Raw genomic sequence first — 19,878 nt, forward strand, 5'->3', positions numbered from 1 at the left:
GACCGACCCTAGCCTCCAGCCCCGGCGCTAGGCTCGCCGGCCATGGAGCAGCCCGCCGACCGGTTCGCGACCCGCTTCGAGATCGGCGGCATCCCGGTGGGCGGCGGCGCGCGCTGCTACGTGATCGCCGAGGCCGGCGCCAACCACAACCGCGACCTGGCGGTGGCCAAGGAGCTGATCGACGTCGCCGCCGACGCGGGCGCCGACGCGGTCAAGTTCCAGACCTACACCGGTCCGGACCTCTACTCCAGCCGGACGCCGCGCTTTGAGTACCTCGACGACCCGCGCTCGCCGCAGGAGCTGCTGGACGCGATCGCGCTGCCGCGCGAGTGGCAGCCCGAGCTGGCCGCGCACGCCGCCGACCGCGGCATCCACTGGTTCTCCTCACCGTTTGACCGCGCCGCGATCGACGCGCTCGCCGCGATCGGCGTGCCCGCGTTGAAGATCGCGTCGTTCGAGCTGGTCGACCTGCCGCTGATCCGCCACGCCGCCGCGACCGGCATCCCGCTGATCCTCTCCTGCGGCATGGCGACCTACGGCGAGATCGAGGATGCACTGGGCGCCGTGGCCGACGGCGGCGGGCGCGAGGTCGCGCTGCTGCGCTGCGCGTCGCTTTACCCCTCGCCACCCGAGATCATGAACTTGAACGCGATGGCGACGATGCGCGCCGCGTTCGGCGTCCCAGTAGGGCTCAGCGACCACACGACCGGCATCGCGGTGGCGACCGGCGCGGCCGCGCTGGGCATGGAGGTCCTGGAGAAGCACTTCACGTTGGACCGCGGGATGGAGGGCCCCGACCACCCGTTCGCCGTCGAGCCCGGCGAGTTGAAGGCCATGGTCGCCGCGGTGCGCGAGGTCGAGGCCGCGCTCGGCAACGGCCGCCTCGAAGGCCCGTCGGAGGCCGAGGCGGGCGAGATGTACACCTTGGCCCGCCGCTCGGTGATCGCCGCCGCCGAGATCGCCGCAGGCACGACCATCACGGAGGACATGCTCACGGTCAAGCGCCCCGGCTACGGCGTCAAGCCCCGCGACCTGCCGCTGCTGGTCGGCCGCGTCGCCCGCGTCGACATCCCGTTCGACGAGGTCATCACCTGGGCGATGGTCTGAGGGACCGGCCGCGGCGTCCCGTAACCTTCGCCGGCCATGGACCTGACCGGAAAGACCGTCCTCGTCACCGGCGGCACCGGGTCCTTCGGGACGCGTTTTGTGGAGCGCCTGCTCGCCGAGCAGGACCCGCGGGCGATCCGCGTCTTCAGCCGCGACGAGCTCAAGCAGTACGACCTCCAGCGGCGCCTGGGCGACGATCCGCGCCTGCGGATGCTCATCGGCGACGTGCGCGACCTACCGCGCCTGGTGCGCGCCACGCGCGGCGTCGACGTCATCGTCCACGCGGCGGCGATGAAGCAGGTCCCGGCGTGTGAGTACAACCCGTCCGAAGCGGTGCAGACCAACGTCATCGGGTCCGAGAACGTGGTCTCGGCCGCGATCGAGAACGACGTCCCGCTGACGCTTGCGTTGTCCACCGACAAGGCCGTCAACCCCGTCAACCTCTACGGCGCGACCAAGCTCTGCCAGGAGAAGCTGATCGTCCAAGGCAATGCCTATGCCGCGGACTCGGTCGCCCGCTTTGCCTGCGTGCGCTACGGCAACGTCGTCGGCTCGCGCGGCTCGGTCGTCCCGCTCTTCAAGGCCCAGGCCGCCGGCGGCGCGGTGACGATCACCGACGCCGACATGACGCGCTACTGGATCACGCTCGACGAGGCCGTGGACTTCGTGCTCGCGTCGCTGGACCGGATGGGCGGCGGCGAGGTGTTCGTCCCCAAGATCCCGTCGATGCGGATCACCGACCTCGCCGAGGCGCTGGCGCCCGGCGCCGAGCGGCGGATCGTCGGGATCCGCCCCGGCGAGAAGCTCCACGAGACGTTGCTGACCGAAGACGAGGCGCGTCATGCGGTCGAGGCCGACTGGGGCTTCGTGATCCTGCCCGAGTACGCGTCGTGGTCGTCCAAGGCGCATGACGGCGCGCCCGTCGCAGACGGCTTCCGCTACGCCTCCGACACCAACGACCGCTGGCTGACGGTCGACGAGGTGCGGGCGATGGCCGCCGACGTCGCACCGGTCGCGTGAGCGCCGGCGGCCCGGCGTTCCTGCCCTACGGCCGCCAGGAGGTCGACGCGGGCGACGTCGCGGCGGTCGCCGAGGCGCTGCGCGGCGACCTGATCACGCAGGGGCCGGTGGTCGAGCGCTTCGAGCGCGCGTTCGCCGAGTACGTGGGCGCGCGCCACGCGGTCGCGTTCTCCAGCGGGACGGCGGCGCTGCACGGCGCGGCGCACGCGGTCGGCGTCGGGCCGGGCGACCGCTGCGTGACCGCGCCGATCACCTTCGCGGCGTCGATGAACTGCGGCGTCTACCTCGGCGGCACGCCGATCTTCTCCGACATCGACCCGGCGACCTGGTGCCTGGACCCGCACGCGGCGGCCGCGATCGAGGACGCGCGCATGATCGTGCCGGTGAGCTTCGCCGGGCTGCCCGCCGACCTGGAGCCGCTGCGCGCGACCGGCGCGCGGATCGTGGAGGACGCCGCCCACGCGCTGGGCGCGCTGCGCGACGGGCGGCCGGTGGGCGGTCCCGGGGGCGCCGACGTCACCTGCTTCTCGCTGCACCCGGTCAAGGCGATGACCACCGGCGAGGGCGGGATGGCCACGACCGAGGACGACGAGCTCGCCGAGCGCCTGCGCACGTTCCGCACGCACGGCATCCGCCGCGGCGCGGCGACGACGCCCGGCCCGCACGACGGCGCCTGGTACTACGAGCAGCAGGAGTTGGGCTTCAACTACCGGATCACCGACTTCCAGTGCGCGCTGGGGCTGCGCCAGCTCGAGCGCCTCGAAGGCTGGGTGCTGCGACGCAACGCGCTGGCCGAGCAGTACCGCGAGCTGCTGGCCGACGACGCCGAGCGCGTCGCGCTGCCGCCCGCCGCGCCCGCGGGCTCCCGCCACGCCCACCACCTGTTCGTCGTGCACTTCGCCGGCGGCGCGCCGGTGCGCCGCCGCCTGTTCGATGGGCTGCGCGCGGCCGGGATCGGCGTCCAGGTGCACTACATCCCGCTGCACCGCATGCCCTACTACCGCGACACGTGGGACGTCCCGCAGGACGCGTTCGGCCACTCCGACGCCTACTACGCGGGCGCGCTGTCGCTGCCGATGTTCCCGGGGCTGACCGAGGACGACGTCGTACGCGTCGTCGACGACGTACGCAGGCTGCTCGATGAGTGAGTCCGAGCGGTTGCTGGCGCGCGCCGAGCGGCTCGTGCCCGCATGGACGCAGACGCTCTCCAAGAACCCGACGCAGTGGCTGCGCGGGATCGCGCCGGCCTACGTGACGCGCGCCGAGGGCGCGCACGTCTTCGGGGTCGACGGCCGCGAGTACATCGACTTCCCCATGGCCTTGGGGCCGGTGATCCTCGGTCACACCGACCCGCGCGTGACCGCGGCGATCGAGCGCCAGCTGCGCGACGGCATCACCTACACCTTGCCGCACCCGAGCGAGCTCGACGTCGCACAGCGGATCGTGGACCGCGTGCCGGGTGCCGAGATGGTGCGCTTCGGCAAGACCGGCTCGGACGCGACGAGCGCCGCCGTGCGCCTGGCGCGCGCGGTGACCGGCCGCGACCACGTCTTGGCCGCCGGTTACCACGGCTGGCACGACTGGTACGTGGCGACGACGACGCGCGACCTCGGCGTCCCGCGCGCGGTGGCCGAGCTGACCGGGACGTTCACCTACAACGACCTCGCCTCGCTCGACGCCGCGCTGGCGGCTCAGGGCGGCGACACCGCCGCGGTCGTCCTGGAGCCCTCGGGCGCGGAGCGGCCGGCGCCCGGCTTCCTTGAGGGCGTGATCGAGCGCGCCCACGCGGCGGGCGCGCTCGTCGTCTTCGACGAGGTCATCACCGGCTTTCGCCTCGGCCCGGGCGGCGCGCAGGAGCGCTACGGCGTCACCGCCGACCTGGTGGCCTTCGGCAAGGCGCTGGGCAACGGCATGCCGATCAGCGCGCTGGCCGGCCGCGCCGAGCTGATGGAGCTCCTGGCCGAGGTCTTCTTCTCCGGCACGCACGGCGGTGAGGCGCTGTCGCTGGCCGCGGCGGGCGCGACGCTCGACGCGCTTGACGACGCCGCCTACGCGCAGTTGTACGACATGGGCGAGACGCTGCGGGCGGCGGTGCTCGCCTCGATCAAGACCTACAACCTGAGCGACTGGGTGACGATCGACGGCGAGGCGCCGCGCACGCTCGTCGCGATCCGCGAGCCGGGCGACCCGGTGGACGGGCTGGTCGCCAAGTCGCTGGTCCAGCAGGAGCTGCTGCGCCGCGGCGTGCTCTTCAACACCAACAACTTCATCTGCCTCGCGCACAGCGACGAGGACATCGCGACCGCGGCCGCCGCCTACGACGCCGCGCTGGCGCGCCTGGCCGACGGCCTCACCGACGGCGCTGGCGGCGTGCGCGCGCTGCTCGAGGCCGAACCGCTCGCCCCGGCGTTCAGGCCGGTGCGCTGAGCGCCAGGATCTCCTCCCACGGCGCGACGTGACGGCGGTCGCCGAGGCGCGCGACGAGCGTGCGCACGTAGGCGAGGTCCTCGGCGGTGTCGACCGTCCAGTGCAGCTCGCCGAGGGCGCGGCCGGAGTCGACCGCGACGCGCCCGGACGGGTCCGCGCGCAAGAACGGCGTGACGTGCTCGCGCTCGGCCGACGTCGTCGCGCGGGCGTCGGCGTCCAGCAGCGCGGCGCGGGTGAAGACCTCGACGTCGAGCCCGTCGGGGTAGGAGCGCGGCGGGTCGATGTTGGAGCCGTAGCGGGCGCCCGGCGTCTGCGTGAAGCGCGTGACGACGAGGTCGACCAGCGCGGGGTCGGTCAGCGGGCAGTCGGCGGTGATCCGCACGATCGGGCCCGGGTGGTCACCGACCGCGAGCGCGAAGCGGTGCAGGACGTCCTGGAGCGGGCCACGGGCGACGGGCACGCCCAGCGCGGCGGTCGCGTCGGCGATCGCGTCGTCATCGGGCCGGTCGCTGGTGGCGACGACGATCGCGTCGAGCGTGCGCGCGTGGCGCAGTCGGCCCAGCAGCAGCGCGAGCAGCGGCTCACCGCCGGCGTCGGCCAGCACCTTGCCCGGCAGCCGCGTGGACGACATCCGCGCCTGCACCACCGCGAGCGCTCCCATGGCCGGGCACGCTACCGCCCGCAGGAGTCGGGATGATGATGGACATGGAGGAGCTGGCCGCGGCCTATGAGGGGCTGGAGAGCGACCTCGGCGACGCCGACGCGATCGCCGCCTACCGCGCAGCGGTCCTCGCCCGCCAGGCCGCCGAAGCCGCGTTCCTGGCCGGCGTCCTGCCCACCGGCGCGCGCGTGCTGGAGGTCGGCTGCGGCAACGGCGGCCTGCTGATCGAGCTCGCGCGGCGCGGCGCGGTCGGCGCGGGGCTCGGCCTCGACCTCGCCCAGTCGCGGATCGCCTTTGCCGCGGCGTGGGCGGCCGACGAGCCGCGGGCGGCAGGCCTGCGCTTCGCCGCCGCCGACGCGCTGAGCGCCGACCTCGGCGCCGGTTACGACGCCGTCCTCTGCGTGACCGGCGCCTTCGCCTACTTCGACGGCTTCCGCCCCGGCGCAGGCGCCGAGCTGCTGGCGCGCGCCGCGGCCGCGGTCGCTCCCGGCGGCCGGCTCGTCCTGGAGCTCTACCAGCACGAGCGCACCCGCCGGCTCGTCGAGGCCGGCGACGGCCACGTCCGCCTCTGGCGCGAGCTGGAGCCCGGCGACCCGTGGCGCTTCTACCTCTCGGACTTCACGTTCGCCGACGGCATCCTGGAGCACCGCAAGACGTTCATCCACCGCGACGACGGCACGGTCGACACGGGCCGCTCTGAACGCTTGGCGCTCTACGCGCCCGACGAGCTCGACGCGCTGCTGGACGCGGCGGGCTTCGGCGACGTCACGCGCTACGACGGCTGGGACGGCGCGCCCTACGGCGGCGGCGACCACCTGGTGCTGACCGCCGTGCGCCGCGCCGCCTGACCGCGCCCCTCAAGCCCTCCGCTCCCACGCCGACCACCTTGGTGTGGACTCCCTCCGTCCTTCGGCCTCCGGCCGCCCGCCGCGCGTGCTCTGCTACGCCCCGTACAACCGCTGGTCGCTGCACGGCCGGTGGGAGATGACGATCCTGCAGGGCCTCCAGCAGCGTGGCGCGCAGGTCGAGTACGTCCTCTGCGACGGGCTCTACACCGACTGCGACCAGTTCTGGGAGGCGCTCGCGCCGCGGCCCGCCGACGCGTGCCGTTCGTGCCAGTTCAGCGTGGTCAAGCTCGTCGTCGAGATGGGCATGGACTTCCACTGGCTCGGGCGATACCTGACGCCCGACGAGGGGCGCGAGGCCCAGCGCTGGGCGGCGTCGCTGGCCGACGCCGAGCTGCTCGACGCCACCTACGGCGACTGGCCGGTCGGCGAGTGGATGCGGATGTCGATGCAGTCGCACTTCCGCACGGTCGAGATCGACCTCGCCGACCCGAAGATCGCGCGCACGATGCGCAGCTACGTCTTCTCCGGGCTGATCGCGTGCTTCGCGCTGGATCGCCTGATGGACGAGGCCGAGCCCGACGTCCTGCTGCTCTTCAACGGCCGCCAGTCCTCGACGCGCGTGGCGCTCGAGCTGGCCCGCCGCCGCGGCATCCGCACGATCATCCACGAGCGCGGCCCGCGCCCGGAGACGCTCATGTTGGTGGAGAACGCCACGTGCCTGTCGCTGGAGCCGATGCGCCGCTACTGGCGCGAGTGGGGCGATGTCCCGCTGACGGCCGCCGAGGCCGAGCGCGTCGACGCGCTGATGCGCGCCCGCGAGCAGGGCAAGGACCTGCCGTGGAAGGCCTTCACCTCGCCGCCGCAGCCGGTCGCCGAGGTCCGCGCGCGGCTCGGGCTGACGCCGGCGCGCCCGACGTGGGTGCTGTTCACCTCCTCCGACGACGAGGTCGCCGGCGACCCCGACTGGAGCAGCGTCTTCGGCTCGCAGATCGAGTGGATCCGGCGCACGATCGAGCACGCGCGCCGCCATCCGGAGATCGACCTGGTCGTCCGCGTGCACCCCAACACCGGCAGCCGCCGGTCGACCGGGGCCAACCGCACGCAGCTGGCGGAGTTCGAGCGGCTGGTCGCCGAGGGGCTGCCGGGCAACGTCCGCATCGTCGCGCCCGACGACGACGTCAGCTCATACACCTTGATGGAGCTGTGCGCGGTCGGCCTGGTGTGGGTCTCGACCGTCGGCGTCGAGCTGGCGGTCAAGGGCAAGGAGGTCGTGGTCGCCGCGGGCAACCCGCTGCACGGCGTCGACTTCGCCCGGACCGTCGAGGACCCCGCGCGCTACGAGGAGCTGTTGGAGGACTTGATCGGCCTGGCGCCCGGCGCCGCCTCGGCGGAGATCCGCCGGCGCGCGCTGCGCCTGGCCTACGGCATGTTCATCCGCATGGCGGTGGACTTCCCGCTGGTGCGGATGACCGACCTCGACCACGGCGCCCTGACCTACGGCGCGCCCGCCGAGCTCGTGCCCGGCCGCGACGCGAACCTCGACCGCTGCGCGCGGATCCTGCTCGACGGCGAGGCGGTCTGCCCGCCGCCGAGCGCGGAGGAGCGCGCCGCGCGCGACACCGCCGCCGAAGACGCGCTGCTGGAGGGCTTCGGCGCGCGCCGCCTGACCGCGCTGGCCTTCGCCGAGGAGATCATCGCCGACACGTCGCTGCTGCAAGCCTGGGCCGCTGCGTTTGACGGACGCGACGACGCGACGCTCGTGATCCACACGCTGGCCGAGCACGCCGAGGCGCTCGTGCATGCGGTGACCGCGACCGGCCTGGCCGGCGACGACGGCCCGGACCTGCTCGCGCTGGAGGCCGACGCCGAGGTCATGGACGGCGTGGACGCGGTCTTCTCGCGGCTGGCCGACGCCGACGCGCTGGCGCCGCCGCGCTACGACGACACCTCGATCGCCGCGCTGGCGGGCTGAGCGGGCATGCCGCGCGTCTCGGTCGTCATCACGTCCTACAACTACGGTCGCCATCTCGGCCAGGCCGTCGAGAGCGTGCTCGCCCAGACGCTGACCGACCTGGAGGTCTTGGTCGTCGACGACGGCTCGACCGACGACACGCTGGAGGTCGCGCGCCGCTACGAGGCCGCCGACCCGCGCGTGACGGTGATCGCGCAGGAGAACTCCGGCCAGCCCGCGATCCCGCGCAACCGCGCGACCGAGCGCGCGGTCGGCGAGTACGTGCTGTGCCTCGACGCCGACGACCACCTGGCGCCCGACGTGCTGGCGCTGTGCGTCGCCGAGCTGGACGCCGACCCCGCCGCCGGCATGGCCTACCCGACCACGCAGATGGTCGGCGCGCGCGAGCAGCGGCTGTCGATCGTCGAGTGGGGCGTCGAGCGCCTCGCGCTGTGCAACTTCCTGCCCTGCCCCACGCTGTTTCGCCGTGAGGCGTGGGTGGCGGCCAAGGGCTACAACCTGAACGTCCGCGGCTACGAGGACTGGGACCTGTGGCTCGGCATCGCCGAGGCCGGCTGGACCGGGCGCCCGGCGCGCGAAGCCATCTACTTCTACCGCCAGCACGACGACGGCGGCCTCTGCGAGCAGGCGCGCCCACACGACCAGCGGCTCAAGGCGCAGGTCGTCGTCAATCGCTCCGGGGTCTTCACTGATCTGCAACTGGAGTGGGCGCACGGCGTGCTGGCCGGCCACGCCTCCGCGCTGGCGATCGATGGCGCGCAGCCCGGGCACGTCCCGCAGTTCGCCGAGGAGCCCGTGCCGCTCGGCGCCGCCAGCGTCAGCGCCGACCCGGCCGTGCGCGCCGCGTGGCTGCGTAGCGGCTCCGACGACGTCGTCAGCCCGTTCGGCGGCGGCCCGCTGGCCGACCTGCTCGGGCTCGCCCAGCGTTTGGACTACTCCGAGGTCCGCGACGAGCGCGGCGCGGTGGTCGCCCGCCGGCGCGCCAAGGACCCCGTCCTCTTCCCCGTCCCCGCGCTGCGTGCCGACGCGAGCGACGCCGAGCGCGCCACCGCATTGGCCGCCGCCGCCGAGCAGCTGCTGGTCGCCGCCGCGCTGCGCGCGCCGACGCTGGACCCGCGCCGCACCGCCGGCTTCCTCGGCCTGCGCGAGGACGCGCTGGGCCCGATCCTGCAGGGCGCCGTCGCGGTCGTCGAGTCCGGCGCCGCCGACGTGTCCGCCGCGGACGCGCCGGTGATCGGCGCCGTGGCGAGGCTGGTGCGCGCCGAGCGGACCGTCGCAGGTGACCGCGCCGGCGCCGACCGCGCCGCGAACGTCGCCCGTGCCGCCGCACGCGCCGGGTTGGAGGGCGCGCGCACGGTGACCGTGCTGGCTTACGGCGACGAGCTCGTCGCCGATCCCACCTTGTTGTCGTCCTACGGTGACGCGTTCGGCGCCCAGGACGACGTGACGCTCGTGATCGCCACCGACGACCCGGCGACGCTGTCGGGCGCGGTCGTCGCGGCCGGGCTGGACTCCGACGCCTCGCCGGACATGCTCGCGGTCACCGCCGCGCCGGCGATCGTCGACGCGGTCTTCTCCCGCCGTGCCGTCGGCGCGGCCCCGCGCTTCGACGACACCACGGTGCCGGCGCTGCGCGCGCTGGTCGCCGCGGCGGCCTAGGCGCCGCGCCTACGCGGTCTGCTTGACGCGCAGGCGGCCGTCGAGGTGCTCGGCGGCCAGGTGCAGCACCAGCGCGCCGAGCGAGACGCGGGTCTCGCCGAGCAGCAGGATGCAGGCGGACAGCTCGCCGAGGTGGTCGGCGGCCTGGGTGGCGTTCTCCTGGTTCAGGCCGGCGGCGCCGACGGCGTCCAGCGCCTCCTCGAGCGTCAGCTCGCCCGACAGCGACGGAACGTGGGCCAGCAGCCGGGCGGCGGCGTGGTTGGCGTCGCGCATCAGGCGGTCGCGGTCGATCCCGTCCAGCGCGACATGGTGGCGCTGGCGCTCGACGCCGACGGTCAGCGCGCGGCGCAGCAGGTAGGCGTCGCTCAGGCGCGCGGCGTCGATGCGGTGGCCGACGGCCGCAGCAGCGACGAAGCGCGTGGCGCCCAGCCCGTGTCGGTGCAGCCGCCACGCGACGCCGGTCTCCTCGCCGCCGATCGCGATCTCCGGGGAGAAGCCGAACGCGGGGTCAAAGCCGCCGGCGGCCAGCAGCGCCTCGCGGCGCACGGCCCAGTTGGCGCCGTAGACGACGGCGGACGGCACGAGCGTCTCGTCGGCGTCGCCGCGGTCCAGCACGGAGAAGAAGCGCTCCAGGCGCGGGCCGAGCCAGGCCGGGTCGTGGCCCTCAGGCCACAGCGCGCAGATCGGTCCGCCGGCGTTGGCCACGCCGGGGCGCGACAGCTCGCGCGACAGCGCCTCCAGCCAGCCGGGGCCGGGCCGGGCGTCGTCGTCGAGGTAGAGCAGGAGGTCGTGCGTCGCGGCGGCGGCGCCGGCGTTGCGGGCGTGTGACAGGCCGGCTTGCCCCTCGGCGATCACGCGGACGCTCGGATGGCGCGCGGCCAGCGCGGCGGCGATCTCCGGCGTGGCGTCAGAGGAATCGTTGTCCACGATGAGGACCTCGGCGGCGCCCAGCGCGACGAGCAGCTCGACGCCGTCGGTGAGCTCGTCGGCGCGGTTGCGCGTGCAGATCAGGACCGTCGCGGGCGGCGCGGGCTGGCGCGTGACGCGCGCGGCGGGGACGTGGGCCAGCGTGGTCGCCCAGGCGGCCAGCTGCGCCTCGGCCATCCCGTGGCGCGGGGCGAGCGCGGCGGGCATCGCGCGCCAGGTCGCGACCGTGGCCGCAAGCGCGTCAAAGGCGAGCGCGTCGGGCGCGGCGTCCGCGGGCCACAGCGACCCGTCGGCGGCGACGCGCAGGCCGAACGGGCCGGCGAGCGTCGCGCCGTCCTCGACTGCGGCGATCAGCGGGTCGGCGAAGCCGGGCGCGGGCAGCGCGTGCGGCTCCAGGACGATCAGGACCGCGGCCCGCGCGTGGCGGGCCGCGCGCAGCTGGGCGAGACGACGGCCGGCGTCGGCGGGCAGCGGGATGGCGCGGGCCGACAGCGCCGCGAGGCGGTCCTCGGCCGCGGCGGGCGCGCCGAGCGCGAGCACCTCGACGTCGGTCGGCAGGTCGGCAGCGACGAGCGCGTCGAGCTGGATGAGCGCGTCGGCGACGTCGGCGGGCAGGCGGACGGCGACGGTGGCGCGCGGCGCGGCGCCCTCCCCCGCGAGGTCGTTCGCGGCGGCGTCGGACGCGGGCGCGAAGTCGGCGGCGTCGCCCAGCGCGACGATCGAGCGCGGTGCGGGCGCGCCCTGCGGCCACGGCGTCACCGCGACGTCGGGGATCGTCTCCGGATCGCGGCCGAGCGCCTCCAGCGCGGCGAGAAGACGCGTGAGCAGCGCGTTGGGGTTCGTCGTCGGGAAGACGAGCGAGGCGGCCGCGTCGGGCGCGTAGCGGGTCACGTAGGCGTCCAGCAGCGCACAGAGCGCGGCGTCGCCCAGCTCTGCGGGCGCGAGGAAGCGGTCGGGCACCGTCAGCGTCATCAGCGCGCGCAGGGCGGTCCGGGCGGCCTGCGGCGAGAGGCGCGCCTCCAGCGACGCGCGACCGGCGGTGCCGAGCGCGGTCCACAGCGTGTCGTCGCGGTGCAGGCGGACGATCGCGTCGGCCAGGCCGGCGGGGTCGTCGGTGACCAGCGCGTGCTCGCCGTCGACGAGCTCCATGCCCTCGGCGCCGATCGTCGTCGTGACGACCGGGACGCCATGAGCCAGCGCCTCGCCGATCTTGCCCTTCACGCCGGCGCCGTAACGCAGCGGCGCGACGGAGACGCGGGCGGCGTCGAGCAGCGGCGCGATCGCCGGCACCCAGCCGGTGACCTCGATGGCCTCGCCGGCCAGCGCGAGGACCTCAGGCGGCGGCGAGCCGCCGGCCAGCGTCAGCCGCGCGCCGGGCAGCGCGGCGCGCACGCGCGGCCACACGTCGCCGACCAGGAAGAGCGCCGCGTCGACGTTGGGCCGATGGCGGAAGTTGCCGACGAACAGCGCGCCGTCACGCGCGTCGGGCCCCGGGCCCTGCGGCTCGGGCGGATGGACGTTGGAGATGACCACGACCGGCACCGCGGGCGCCAGCACGCGCAGCGCGGCCGCGTCGTCGTCGCTGACCGCGATCAGCGCGTCGGCCGCGCCGTAGGCGGCGACCTCGCGCTGGCGGGTGCGCTCGGCGGCGATCGCGTCGGCCGGGCGGCCGCTCAGCTCGGCCTCCCGCGCCTCGCGGACGCAGTGCACGTCGACCGTGTCGACGACCGCCCGCGCACCGGGCGCGTGGGCCCGCAGCAGCGGCAGGTAGGCCTCGGCGACGTCGTAGAAGCTCAGCCACACCAGGTCGGGCCGCACGCGGGCCAGGAGCGCCGCGACGTCGCACGGCGGCCGTCCGGCGGCGTGCGCCACGGCGGAGCGCTCGGGATCGCCCAGCAGCACCTCGACGCCCATCGCCTCCAGCTCCAGCGCGGCCTCGCGCTGGCCCGGCTCGGACCCGTCGCGCGCGAGCAGCGCGACGTCGTGACCGTCGGCCAGGAGCAGCTCGATCAGGCGCCGCTGGCGCAGCGACCCGGAGTCCCGGTCGGCGGGCGGCGCGATCTTGCTGATCATGAGGATCGACCGTGGCGCAACCGCGCCCGCGGACGGCGATGGGAGGGACATCACCTCGGTGATCGGCCCGGCCCGGAGGTCGCTTGAGACACCGGGCCCTCAACCGTCCGGCGGCGGCTGCCGATCACCGGAGGGATGTCCTCCCTCCCGCGCGTCAGCGTGGTCGTGGCCACGTACAACCACGAGCGCTTCATCGCGTCCACGATCGACAGCGTGCTGGCCCAGGAGGACTGCGGCGGCGCGGTCGAGGTCATCGTCATCGACGACGAGTCGACCGACGGCACGCCCGCGGTGCTGGCGTCCTACGGCGACCGCATCCGGGTCGTGCGCCAAGCCAACCAAGGCCACCTCGGCGCGTTCAACCGCGGCCTGGCCGAGGCCCGCGGCACCTACATCGCGCTGCTCGACGGCGACGACGAGTGGGTCCCGGACAAGCTGCGCCGCCAGGTCGCGATGCTCGACGCCGACCCCGGCCTCGGGCTGGTCTACGGCGACGCGGTGCTCATCGACGCCGAAGGCCGCGAGATCCACCCGTCCTACCAGGCCTACAACGGCGTCCCGTTCCCGGCCGGGCAGGCGTCCGCGTTCGGGTTCCTGATGGCGCAGAACTTCGCCCAGACCTCGACGATCCTGTTCCGCGCGGCGCTGCGCGAGCACGTCCACCCGATCCCGGACTGGGGCCGCGCGCAGGACTGGTGGACGACGCTTCAGGTTGCGCGGCGCGCTGCGATCGCCCCGACGACCGGCTCCCACGTCACCCGCTACCGCAAGCACGAGAGCAACATCTCGCTCGGCGGCGACGAGCGCCGCGCGGCGCAGCTGCGCGCCCGCGAGATCGAGCTGCGCCGCTGGCTCTTCGCGCAGGCCCGCGAGGTCGGGGTGTCGATCGAGGACGTCGTCCGCGCCGTGCGCGCGTTCGGGTTCTGCGTCGCCAAGGCGGCCCAGGGGCTCGGGAGCACCGTGGTCGAGCTGGCGCCCGACCGTCCCGAGCACGCGGGCGCCGCCAACGAGCTGCTGGCCGCCGCCGTGCACGCCGAGCGCCGGGGCGACCTCGCTGGCGCCGCCCGCGACGCGCTCGCGGTCCTGGCCGACTTCCCCCGCGACGCGCACGCGCTCGCGCTGATCGATCGCTGCGCGCACCGCGCGGCGGGCCAGCCGCCGGCCGTCCTGCCGCGCCCCGCCGACAGCGCCTGGCCTTTGGAGGACGCGCGCGCGTTCGTGACGCTCGCGTTCGTCGATGAGCTCGCCGCCCGCCCTGAGCTGCTGACCGCCTACGCGGACGCCTTCGGCCCCGACGACGACGCGACGCTCGCCGTCCTGCTGCCCGACGACGCCGCCGTCGCGGCGCTGCTGAGCGCGCTGGAGGCGGCCGGCGTCTCGGCCGAGCACGGCCCGGACCTGCTCGCGCTCCAGCACGCGCCGAGCGAGGAGCTCGAGGCCGCGTTGGCGCGCCAGGCGCACGCGGTGCTGAGCGCGGGCCCGGTGCCGGCGCGCTGCGAGGGCCGCCCGCGCGTCGCCGACGCCGACGCGCTGCGCACGCTCGCGGCGGCGCGCTGGGGCGTCGAGGCGCTCGACGTCGCGATCAAGCTCTGCCCGCCGGCGTGGGACGGCGCCGAGCACTGGGGCGACACGCACTTCGCGCGCGCGCTGGCCGACGAGCTGCGCCGCCGCGGCCATCGCCCGCGGCTGGAGGTCGTCCGCGAGTGGGACGACGACGCGCCCGCCGACGTCGCGCTGCACCTGCGCGGGCTGTGGCAGTACGTGCCCAAGCCCGGCCCGGTCAACCTGCTGTGGGTCATCAGCCATCCCGAGCTGGTGAGCGGTCCCGAATGCGACCGCTACGACCACGTCTTCGTCGCCTCCGCGCCCGACGCGCAGCGCCTGGCCGCGCTGACGTCCACGCCGGTGAGCGTTCTTGATCAGGCCACCGATCCGGCCGCCTTCTTCCCTCAGCGCGACGACGCGCTGGCCCACGAGGTCACGTTCGTCGGCAACTCCCGCGGCGTCAAGCGTCGCGCGCTTGCCGCGCTGCTGCCCACCGAGCGCGACCTCGCCGTGTGGGGCAAGGACTGGGAGACGCTGATCGACGCGCGCCACGTGGTCGGCCGCTACCTGCCCAACGACCAGGTCCGCCGCGCCTACGCCTCCGGCGGCGTTGTGCTCAACGACCACTGGGACGACATGCGCGAGCAGGGCTACATCTCCAACCGCGTCTACGACGCGCTCGCGGCGGGCGCCGTCCTGCTGACCGACGACGTCCCCGGCCTGCGCGAGCGCTTCGGCGACGCGATCGCCACCTACGCGACCGACGCGCAGCTGCGCGCGGAGGTCGACCGGCTGCTCGAGGATCCGGACGCGGCGCGCGCCGCCGGGCACCGCGGCCGCGCGCTGATCCTGGCCGGCCACACGTTCTCGCACCGCGTCGACGCGATCCTGGATCGCGTCGCGGGGCTGCGCGCCGTCGCGCTCGCCGCCTGAGCCGAACGGCCCAGCAGGCACCCAGGTGGCGTTCAGGTCCAACGGTTAGCCTCTGCGCGGATGTTGACCGCCTTCCTCGTTCTGGCCTCAGTCACCGACAAGCTCGCGGACTTCGCGACGGACGTCGTCGGGGACCTCGGCCTGCCCGGGATCTTCCTGCTGATGGTGCCCGAGAGCGCCTGCATCCCGATCCCGTCGGAGGCGACGATGCTGTTCGCGGGGTTCAACGTCAGCGAGGGCAAGTACTCGCTGTTCGCGGCGGTCGCGGTCGGGTCGGTGGCCAACCTCGTCGGGTCGTGGATCGCCTACGCGGTCGGCTACTACGGCCGCCTGGAGCTGCTGGAGCGCCACAAGGTCTTCCACATCAAGCCCGAGCACATGGCGATGACCGAGCGCTGGTTTGAGAAGTACGGCTCGTGGGCGGTCTTCTTCAGCCGGATGCTCCCGATCGTGCGCACGTTCATCTCGCTGCCGGCGGGCGCCGCGCGGATGCCCTTCTGGCGCTTCAGCATCCTCACGCTGGCCGGCTGCATCCCGTGGATCCTGATGCTGACGCTGATCGGCAAGTCCGCGCGCGACAACTGGGAAGACTGGAAGGACCGCCTCCACTACGTGGACTACGGCATGGCCGCGATCATCATCGTGGCCGCCGCGTACTTCGGCACGAAGTGGTGGCAGCGCCGCAAGGCGCGGCGGATCGCCACCGATGCCGCGTGAGCTGACCGTCTCCCAGGCGGTCGCGCTCGGCGCCCTGCACGGGCCGGCCGAGCTGCTGCCGGTGTCGTCCTCGGCACATGTGGCGCTGGTGCCCGAGCTGCTCGGGTGGCCGGCGCTGTCGCCCGAGCTGGAGAAGGCGTTCGAGGTCGCCCTGCACGCGGGGACGCTCGGCGGGCTGGCGGTGCTCGTGCCGTGGCCGTCGCTGCCGCTGGCGCTGTTGGCCACCGCGCCCGGCGCGGTCGCCGGGTTGGCGTTGGAGAAGCCGATCGAGCGCTGGCTGGGCGGACCGCGAGCGACCGCGGCCGGACTGGTCGCAGGATCGGCGGTGATGCTGCTCGCCGACCGTCGCGCCACGGGCGAGCGGGTCGCCTCCGACGCCACGATCGGCGACGCGCTGGTCCTCGGCGCCGCCCAGGCGTGCGCGCTGTGGCCGGGCGTCTCGCGCCTGGGCCTGACGCTGGCCGCCGCGCGCGCCCGCGGCTTCTCGCGCCCCGCCGCCTTCGAGCTGGCACGCACGGTCGGGCTGCCGGTCGTCGCGGGCGCGACCGCGCTCAAGGGCGTGCGCCTGGCCCAGTCTCCTCCCCCGCCTCCCGTCCGCCGGGCGTTCGCCGCCGGGATGGTCGCCGCCTGCGCCTCGACGCTCGCCGCCGCGCCGCTGCGCCGCGTCACTGCGGTCGCGCCCTGGGCCGCCGAGCGGGTCGTGCTCGCCGCGCTGGCTGTGCGACGATCCTCCGCACGATGAGTGACGCGTACGCCGCCGCAGGCGTGGACACCGATCAGGCCGACGCGGGCGTCGGCGCGCTGGTCTCGGTCCTGAGGACGATCGAGACCGGGAGCCCGTCGCGGTCGGTCGTGCCCAGCGGCCACTACGCGTCGGTGCTGCGCGTCACCGACGAGCTCGGCATCGCGATCGCCACCGACGGCGTCGGCTCCAAGCTCGTCGTCGCCGAGCAGGCCGACCGGCTGGAGACCGTCGGCATCGACTGCGTGGCGATGAACGTCAACGACCTGATCTGCGTCGGCGCCGAGCCGATCGCGCTGGTCGACTACCTGGCCGTCGAGGAGGTCGACGCCGGCCGCCTGGCGCGCATCGGCGTCGGGCTGAAGGTCGGCGCAGAGGCCGCGGGCTGCGAGATCCCCGGCGGCGAGCTGGCGGTGCTGCCCGAGCTGATCAAGGGCCACCCGTCGCCGCACGGCTTCGACCTCTGCGCGACGGCGATCGGCACGGTGGCGATCAAGGACCTCGTCCTCGGCGACCGGATCGCCCCTGGCGACGCGATCATCGGCGTGCCGTCCTCGGGGCTGCACTCCAACGGCTACACGCTCGCGCGCCGCGTCCTGGAGCCGCTGGGTTTGGACGCCAAGCCCACCGAGCTGGAGGGCGCGTCGGTCGCCGACGCGCTGCTGGAGCCGACGGTCATCTACGTCCGCGCGGCGCTGGACCTGCTGCGCTCCGAGGTCGACGTGCGCGGCCTGTCGCACATCACCGGCGGCGGGCTGAACAACATGCTGCGCATCGGCTCGGGCTATGAGATCTCCGACCCGCTGCCGGTCCCGCCGGTCTTCGGCCTGATCCACAAGCTCGGCGACGTCGAGACCGCCGAGATGTGGGAGGTCTTCAACATGGGCTGCGGCCTGGTCGCGATCGTGCCGGACGCCGACGCGGACGCGGCGACCGAGATCCTCGCCGCACGCCACCCGGGCGCGCGCCGCATCGGGACGACGACCGACACCGGCACGGTGACGGTCCCCGAGCTGGGTCTTACATTCCCCCTGCGCTGAGCTGCTTGGTGATCGCCTCGATGCGCCCCTCGAGGGCCTCGACGCGTTCGACCAGCGACGGCTCCTCGTCCTCGCGGGCGACCGCCGCGCGCAGGTCGGGGACCGTGAACCAGGAGTAGGGCACGTCGCAGGCGGCGGCGATCACGCGCAGGTGCGTCTCCTCGGCGCGGCCGCGCGGGGTGCCGAGATCCTTGACCGTCGATCGGCTTAGCGGCACGCGGCGCGCCAGCTCGTCCCACGAGCTGATGTCGGCGAGGGCCATCGCTGCCCGAATGCGCCGCCGGATCTCGACCTGCTCCAGCACAGGAGCGCGACCGTAGAGATGACAGAATCGGCCGACGAGCGACAGCTAAGCCGATCCTGCTGGCCACAAGCCAGTTTGGCCCGAAAGCCGCCGATTTAGACCGGCTGTCCGGGTGGCACGGTGGAGCGCAGCATGCGCTCCAGCTTGGCCCAGCCGGTGGTCGTCGTGCGCCAGACGCGCTCTTCGAACGCGCGGCGCCGACGGATCTCGTGCGGCTCGACGAGACCGGCTTCCGCCAGCTTGCGCACGTGGTAGAGCGCAGCACTCGGCGAGAGGCCGACGAGCACCCCGAGCTCTCGCGCCGAGGATGGCGTCTTCTCGAACAACACGAGCGCCTGAAGGCGAACGGGGTGTCCGACGGCGGCGTAGAGGAAGGCTTCGTCGAGCATGCGCGCGGTCGCGACCTTACGGCCTCCGGCACTCGGACGCGACAGATCTGTCGTAACTGTTCAGCAGATCCTTCACAGTGGAGGTACAGTTCCGCGCCGTGGACGAGCGCCTCTCCACCGACGTCCTACACGCGCTGGCCCACCCGGTCCGCCTCTCCGCGCTGCTCGCGCTGGAGGAACGCGAGCGCACGCCCGCACAGCTCGCCGCAGCACTCGGCATCCGCGAGCCGGTGCTGATGAGCCACCTCCACCTCCTCGACGCCGCCGGCCTGATCGCAACCGTCCCGGAGACCGGCCTCCTCCGCGCCCGCTCGACCGGCTGGGCAGACGTCGCGCAAGGTTTGCAGCACCTTCAAGACGCCTCGGCGGGCGAGCCCAGCTGATCACGCGTCAGCAAGCGCGCCCGCCACGCTGATACCGGCGCCAGTTGCGCACGAGTGCACCGACGTCGTCGTCACGCCTGGTGTGAACGATGAGCCGCGGCCCGTTGCAGAACATCGTCGTGTCGTCCCCATCGCCCGGATCCAGCCGCCAGGCCTTCATGTTGAGCTCGGCCGGGACGTCACTGCTGAGGCCTCCGATGCCGTCGCACTTCGCGGGTGTGTCCCGCTCGTCGATCAGCCGAAGCTCACAGTCGACGTCGTTCATCGAGAAGATCTCACGGGCATTCACGACGAAGCCCGCCGCCAGGTAGAGAACGCCCTCCCGGCGGATGAAGGTCAGCGCGTCCGCGCCGCGGGTCTCGAACGGTGGAACCTGATGCAGCCCGTCACGGAGCGTCGTCGACCGTCCGTAGAGCTGCCGGACCATGTACAGGCTCGCGGTGTCCAGGGCGCGATCTCCCTGTTCGTCACGGGCGTAGATCGTCCCCGGTCCGACCGCGAAGCCCTCCGACATGACCGCCGAGAGCCGGTGCTGGTGTTGGAGAGCGTCCCAGGCGAGGATCAGGGGGTAGTGCAGGTAGCGGTCCGCGCCGCGGACCTCGACGAGGACACGGGTCGAGTCCTGGTCGGTGCCGGCGCGACCGACGCCCGTGACCTCGATGCGGTAGCCGAACTTCTGCTGCCGCCTGGCACCAGGGTCGTCGTTCTCGACATACGGCGCCTGCGGCCGGTCGGGCTGCGGCTGCCAGACCAGCGACCTCCGCAGGTCGTCGCCGTCCGCGGTGTAGACCTCGAGCCGGTCGGACTGCGCGCGGTCGCGTGGTCGGAGCACCAGCAACACGGTGTCCTCGCGTCCGTTGCCGAGCGGCACGCGACGGTAGCTGACCACGTCGAAGCCGCTCGCGTGGGCCCCGCCCACGACCTCATCCAGCCGTTGATCGAAGGTGGGGTCCGCGAAGTGGTCCTGGACCGCCGTCGTCACCAGCCCGCTGAGGACGGCGGAGGCCAGGCCCGCGATCCAGCCGAGGACGATCCACCGTGCCCGCGGTCGACCCCGAAGAGCGTCCTTGAGCGTTTTGCGTGCCTTCGTCACGGGGCGCAAGCCTAGATGGGCTTGCGGGCGGGTGGCAG

At 74.1% G+C, this 19,878-nt stretch carries 17 protein-coding genes; 12 read left to right on the forward strand and 5 right to left on the reverse strand.

Annotation, left to right across the window (positions count from 1 at the left end):
* Positions 1-42 precede the first annotated feature (42 nt).
* From ACT01A_RS15110 to ACT01A_RS15125, 4 genes are read left to right on the forward strand one after another with little or no spacing between them, the layout of a single operon-like run.
* Positions 43-1,107 carry an N-acetylneuraminate synthase family protein gene (locus ACT01A_RS15110; RefSeq protein WP_445147913.1) on the forward strand — a complete coding sequence of 355 codons (1,065 nt, stop codon included), beginning with the start codon at positions 43-45 and terminating at the stop codon, positions 1,105-1,107.
* A gap of 36 nt (positions 1,108-1,143) precedes the next feature.
* Positions 1,144-2,127: a UDP-N-acetylglucosamine 4,6-dehydratase (inverting) gene (gene pseB / locus ACT01A_RS15115; RefSeq protein WP_445147914.1), complete on the forward strand. Its 984-nt coding sequence runs from the start codon at positions 1,144-1,146 to the stop codon at positions 2,125-2,127.
* Positions 2,124-3,275, forward strand: coding sequence for a UDP-4-amino-4,6-dideoxy-N-acetyl-beta-L-altrosamine transaminase (gene pseC, locus ACT01A_RS15120; RefSeq protein ID WP_445147915.1), 1,152 nt, complete (start codon positions 2,124-2,126; stop codon positions 3,273-3,275). Before pseB ends, pseC begins: the two co-directional genes overlap by 4 nt.
* Positions 3,268-4,554 (forward strand): aspartate aminotransferase family protein, encoded by a 1,287-nt coding sequence (locus ACT01A_RS15125; RefSeq protein ID WP_445147916.1) that lies wholly within the window; start codon positions 3,268-3,270, stop codon positions 4,552-4,554. Before pseC ends, ACT01A_RS15125 begins: the two co-directional genes overlap by 8 nt.
* Here ACT01A_RS15125 and ACT01A_RS15130 read toward each other — a convergent pair.
* The gene (locus ACT01A_RS15130; protein ID WP_445147917.1) at positions 4,538-5,215 is read right to left on the reverse strand and encodes a cytidylyltransferase domain-containing protein; all 678 of its coding nucleotides are present in this window, start codon (positions 5,213-5,215) and stop codon (positions 4,538-4,540) included. The two genes, ACT01A_RS15125 and ACT01A_RS15130, sit on opposite strands and share 17 nt — an antisense overlap.
* Before the next feature lie 44 nt (positions 5,216-5,259).
* Here ACT01A_RS15130 and ACT01A_RS15135 point away from each other — a divergent pair, with 44 nt between their 5' ends.
* The 3 genes from ACT01A_RS15135 to ACT01A_RS15145 are packed head-to-tail and all read left to right on the forward strand — an operon-like array spanning position 5,260 to position 9,694.
* Complete coding sequence (locus ACT01A_RS15135; protein WP_445147918.1) at positions 5,260-6,063, forward strand: methyltransferase domain-containing protein; 804 nt, start codon at positions 5,260-5,262, stop codon at positions 6,061-6,063.
* A 43-nt stretch (positions 6,064-6,106) separates the two neighbouring features.
* On the forward strand, positions 6,107-8,035 hold the full coding sequence (locus ACT01A_RS15140) for a hypothetical protein (protein ID WP_445147919.1): 1,929 nt from the start codon (positions 6,107-6,109) through the stop codon (positions 8,033-8,035).
* A gap of 6 nt (positions 8,036-8,041) precedes the next feature.
* Positions 8,042-9,694: a glycosyltransferase family 2 protein gene (locus ACT01A_RS15145; protein WP_445147920.1), complete on the forward strand. Its 1,653-nt coding sequence runs from the start codon at positions 8,042-8,044 to the stop codon at positions 9,692-9,694.
* 9 nt (positions 9,695-9,703) lie between these two features.
* Here ACT01A_RS15145 and ACT01A_RS15150 read toward each other — a convergent pair whose 3' ends face one another.
* Positions 9,704-12,694, reverse strand: a complete 2,991-nt coding sequence (locus ACT01A_RS15150) for a glycosyltransferase (protein ID WP_445147921.1) — start codon at positions 12,692-12,694, stop codon at positions 9,704-9,706.
* Positions 12,695-12,829: 135 nt separating this feature from the next.
* On the opposite strand from ACT01A_RS15150, the gene ACT01A_RS15155 reads away from it, so the two are divergent.
* Genes ACT01A_RS15155 through purM form a run of 4 tightly spaced genes read left to right on the forward strand, consistent with a single transcriptional unit; the run spans position 12,830 to position 17,671 of the window.
* On the forward strand, positions 12,830-15,172 hold the full coding sequence (locus ACT01A_RS15155) for a glycosyltransferase (protein ID WP_445147922.1): 2,343 nt from the start codon (positions 12,830-12,832) through the stop codon (positions 15,170-15,172).
* Between the two features lie 60 nt (positions 15,173-15,232).
* Positions 15,233-15,889, forward strand: coding sequence for a DedA family protein (locus tag ACT01A_RS15160; protein WP_445147923.1), 657 nt, complete (start codon positions 15,233-15,235; stop codon positions 15,887-15,889).
* Positions 15,879-16,631, forward strand: coding sequence for an undecaprenyl-diphosphate phosphatase (locus ACT01A_RS15165; protein WP_445147924.1), 753 nt, complete (start codon positions 15,879-15,881; stop codon positions 16,629-16,631). Before ACT01A_RS15160 ends, ACT01A_RS15165 begins: the two co-directional genes overlap by 11 nt.
* The gene (gene purM, locus ACT01A_RS15170) at positions 16,628-17,671 is read left to right on the forward strand and encodes a phosphoribosylformylglycinamidine cyclo-ligase (RefSeq protein WP_445147925.1); all 1,044 of its coding nucleotides are present in this window, start codon (positions 16,628-16,630) and stop codon (positions 17,669-17,671) included. The genes ACT01A_RS15165 and purM overlap by 4 nt, the downstream gene beginning before the upstream one ends.
* Here the strand turns inward: purM and ACT01A_RS15175 are convergent.
* Positions 17,652-17,975 carry a hypothetical protein gene (locus tag ACT01A_RS15175; RefSeq protein WP_445147926.1) on the reverse strand — a complete coding sequence of 108 codons (324 nt, stop codon included), beginning with the start codon at positions 17,973-17,975 and terminating at the stop codon, positions 17,652-17,654. The genes purM and ACT01A_RS15175 overlap by 20 nt on opposite strands.
* Before the next feature lie 95 nt (positions 17,976-18,070).
* Positions 18,071-18,364, reverse strand: a complete 294-nt coding sequence (locus ACT01A_RS15180) for a helix-turn-helix domain-containing protein (protein WP_445147927.1) — start codon at positions 18,362-18,364, stop codon at positions 18,071-18,073.
* 98 nt (positions 18,365-18,462) lie between these two features.
* Here ACT01A_RS15180 and ACT01A_RS15185 point away from each other — a divergent pair, with 98 nt between their 5' ends.
* On the forward strand, positions 18,463-18,747 hold the full coding sequence (locus ACT01A_RS15185) for an ArsR/SmtB family transcription factor (protein ID WP_445147928.1): 285 nt from the start codon (positions 18,463-18,465) through the stop codon (positions 18,745-18,747).
* A 7-nt stretch (positions 18,748-18,754) separates the two neighbouring features.
* On the opposite strand, the gene ACT01A_RS15190 is transcribed toward ACT01A_RS15185, so the two are convergent.
* Positions 18,755-19,840 carry a hypothetical protein gene (locus ACT01A_RS15190; RefSeq protein WP_445147929.1) on the reverse strand — a complete coding sequence of 362 codons (1,086 nt, stop codon included), beginning with the start codon at positions 19,838-19,840 and terminating at the stop codon, positions 18,755-18,757.
* Positions 19,841-19,878 lie beyond the last annotated feature (38 nt).

Source organism: Baekduia sp. Peel2402, from assembly GCF_052567285.1.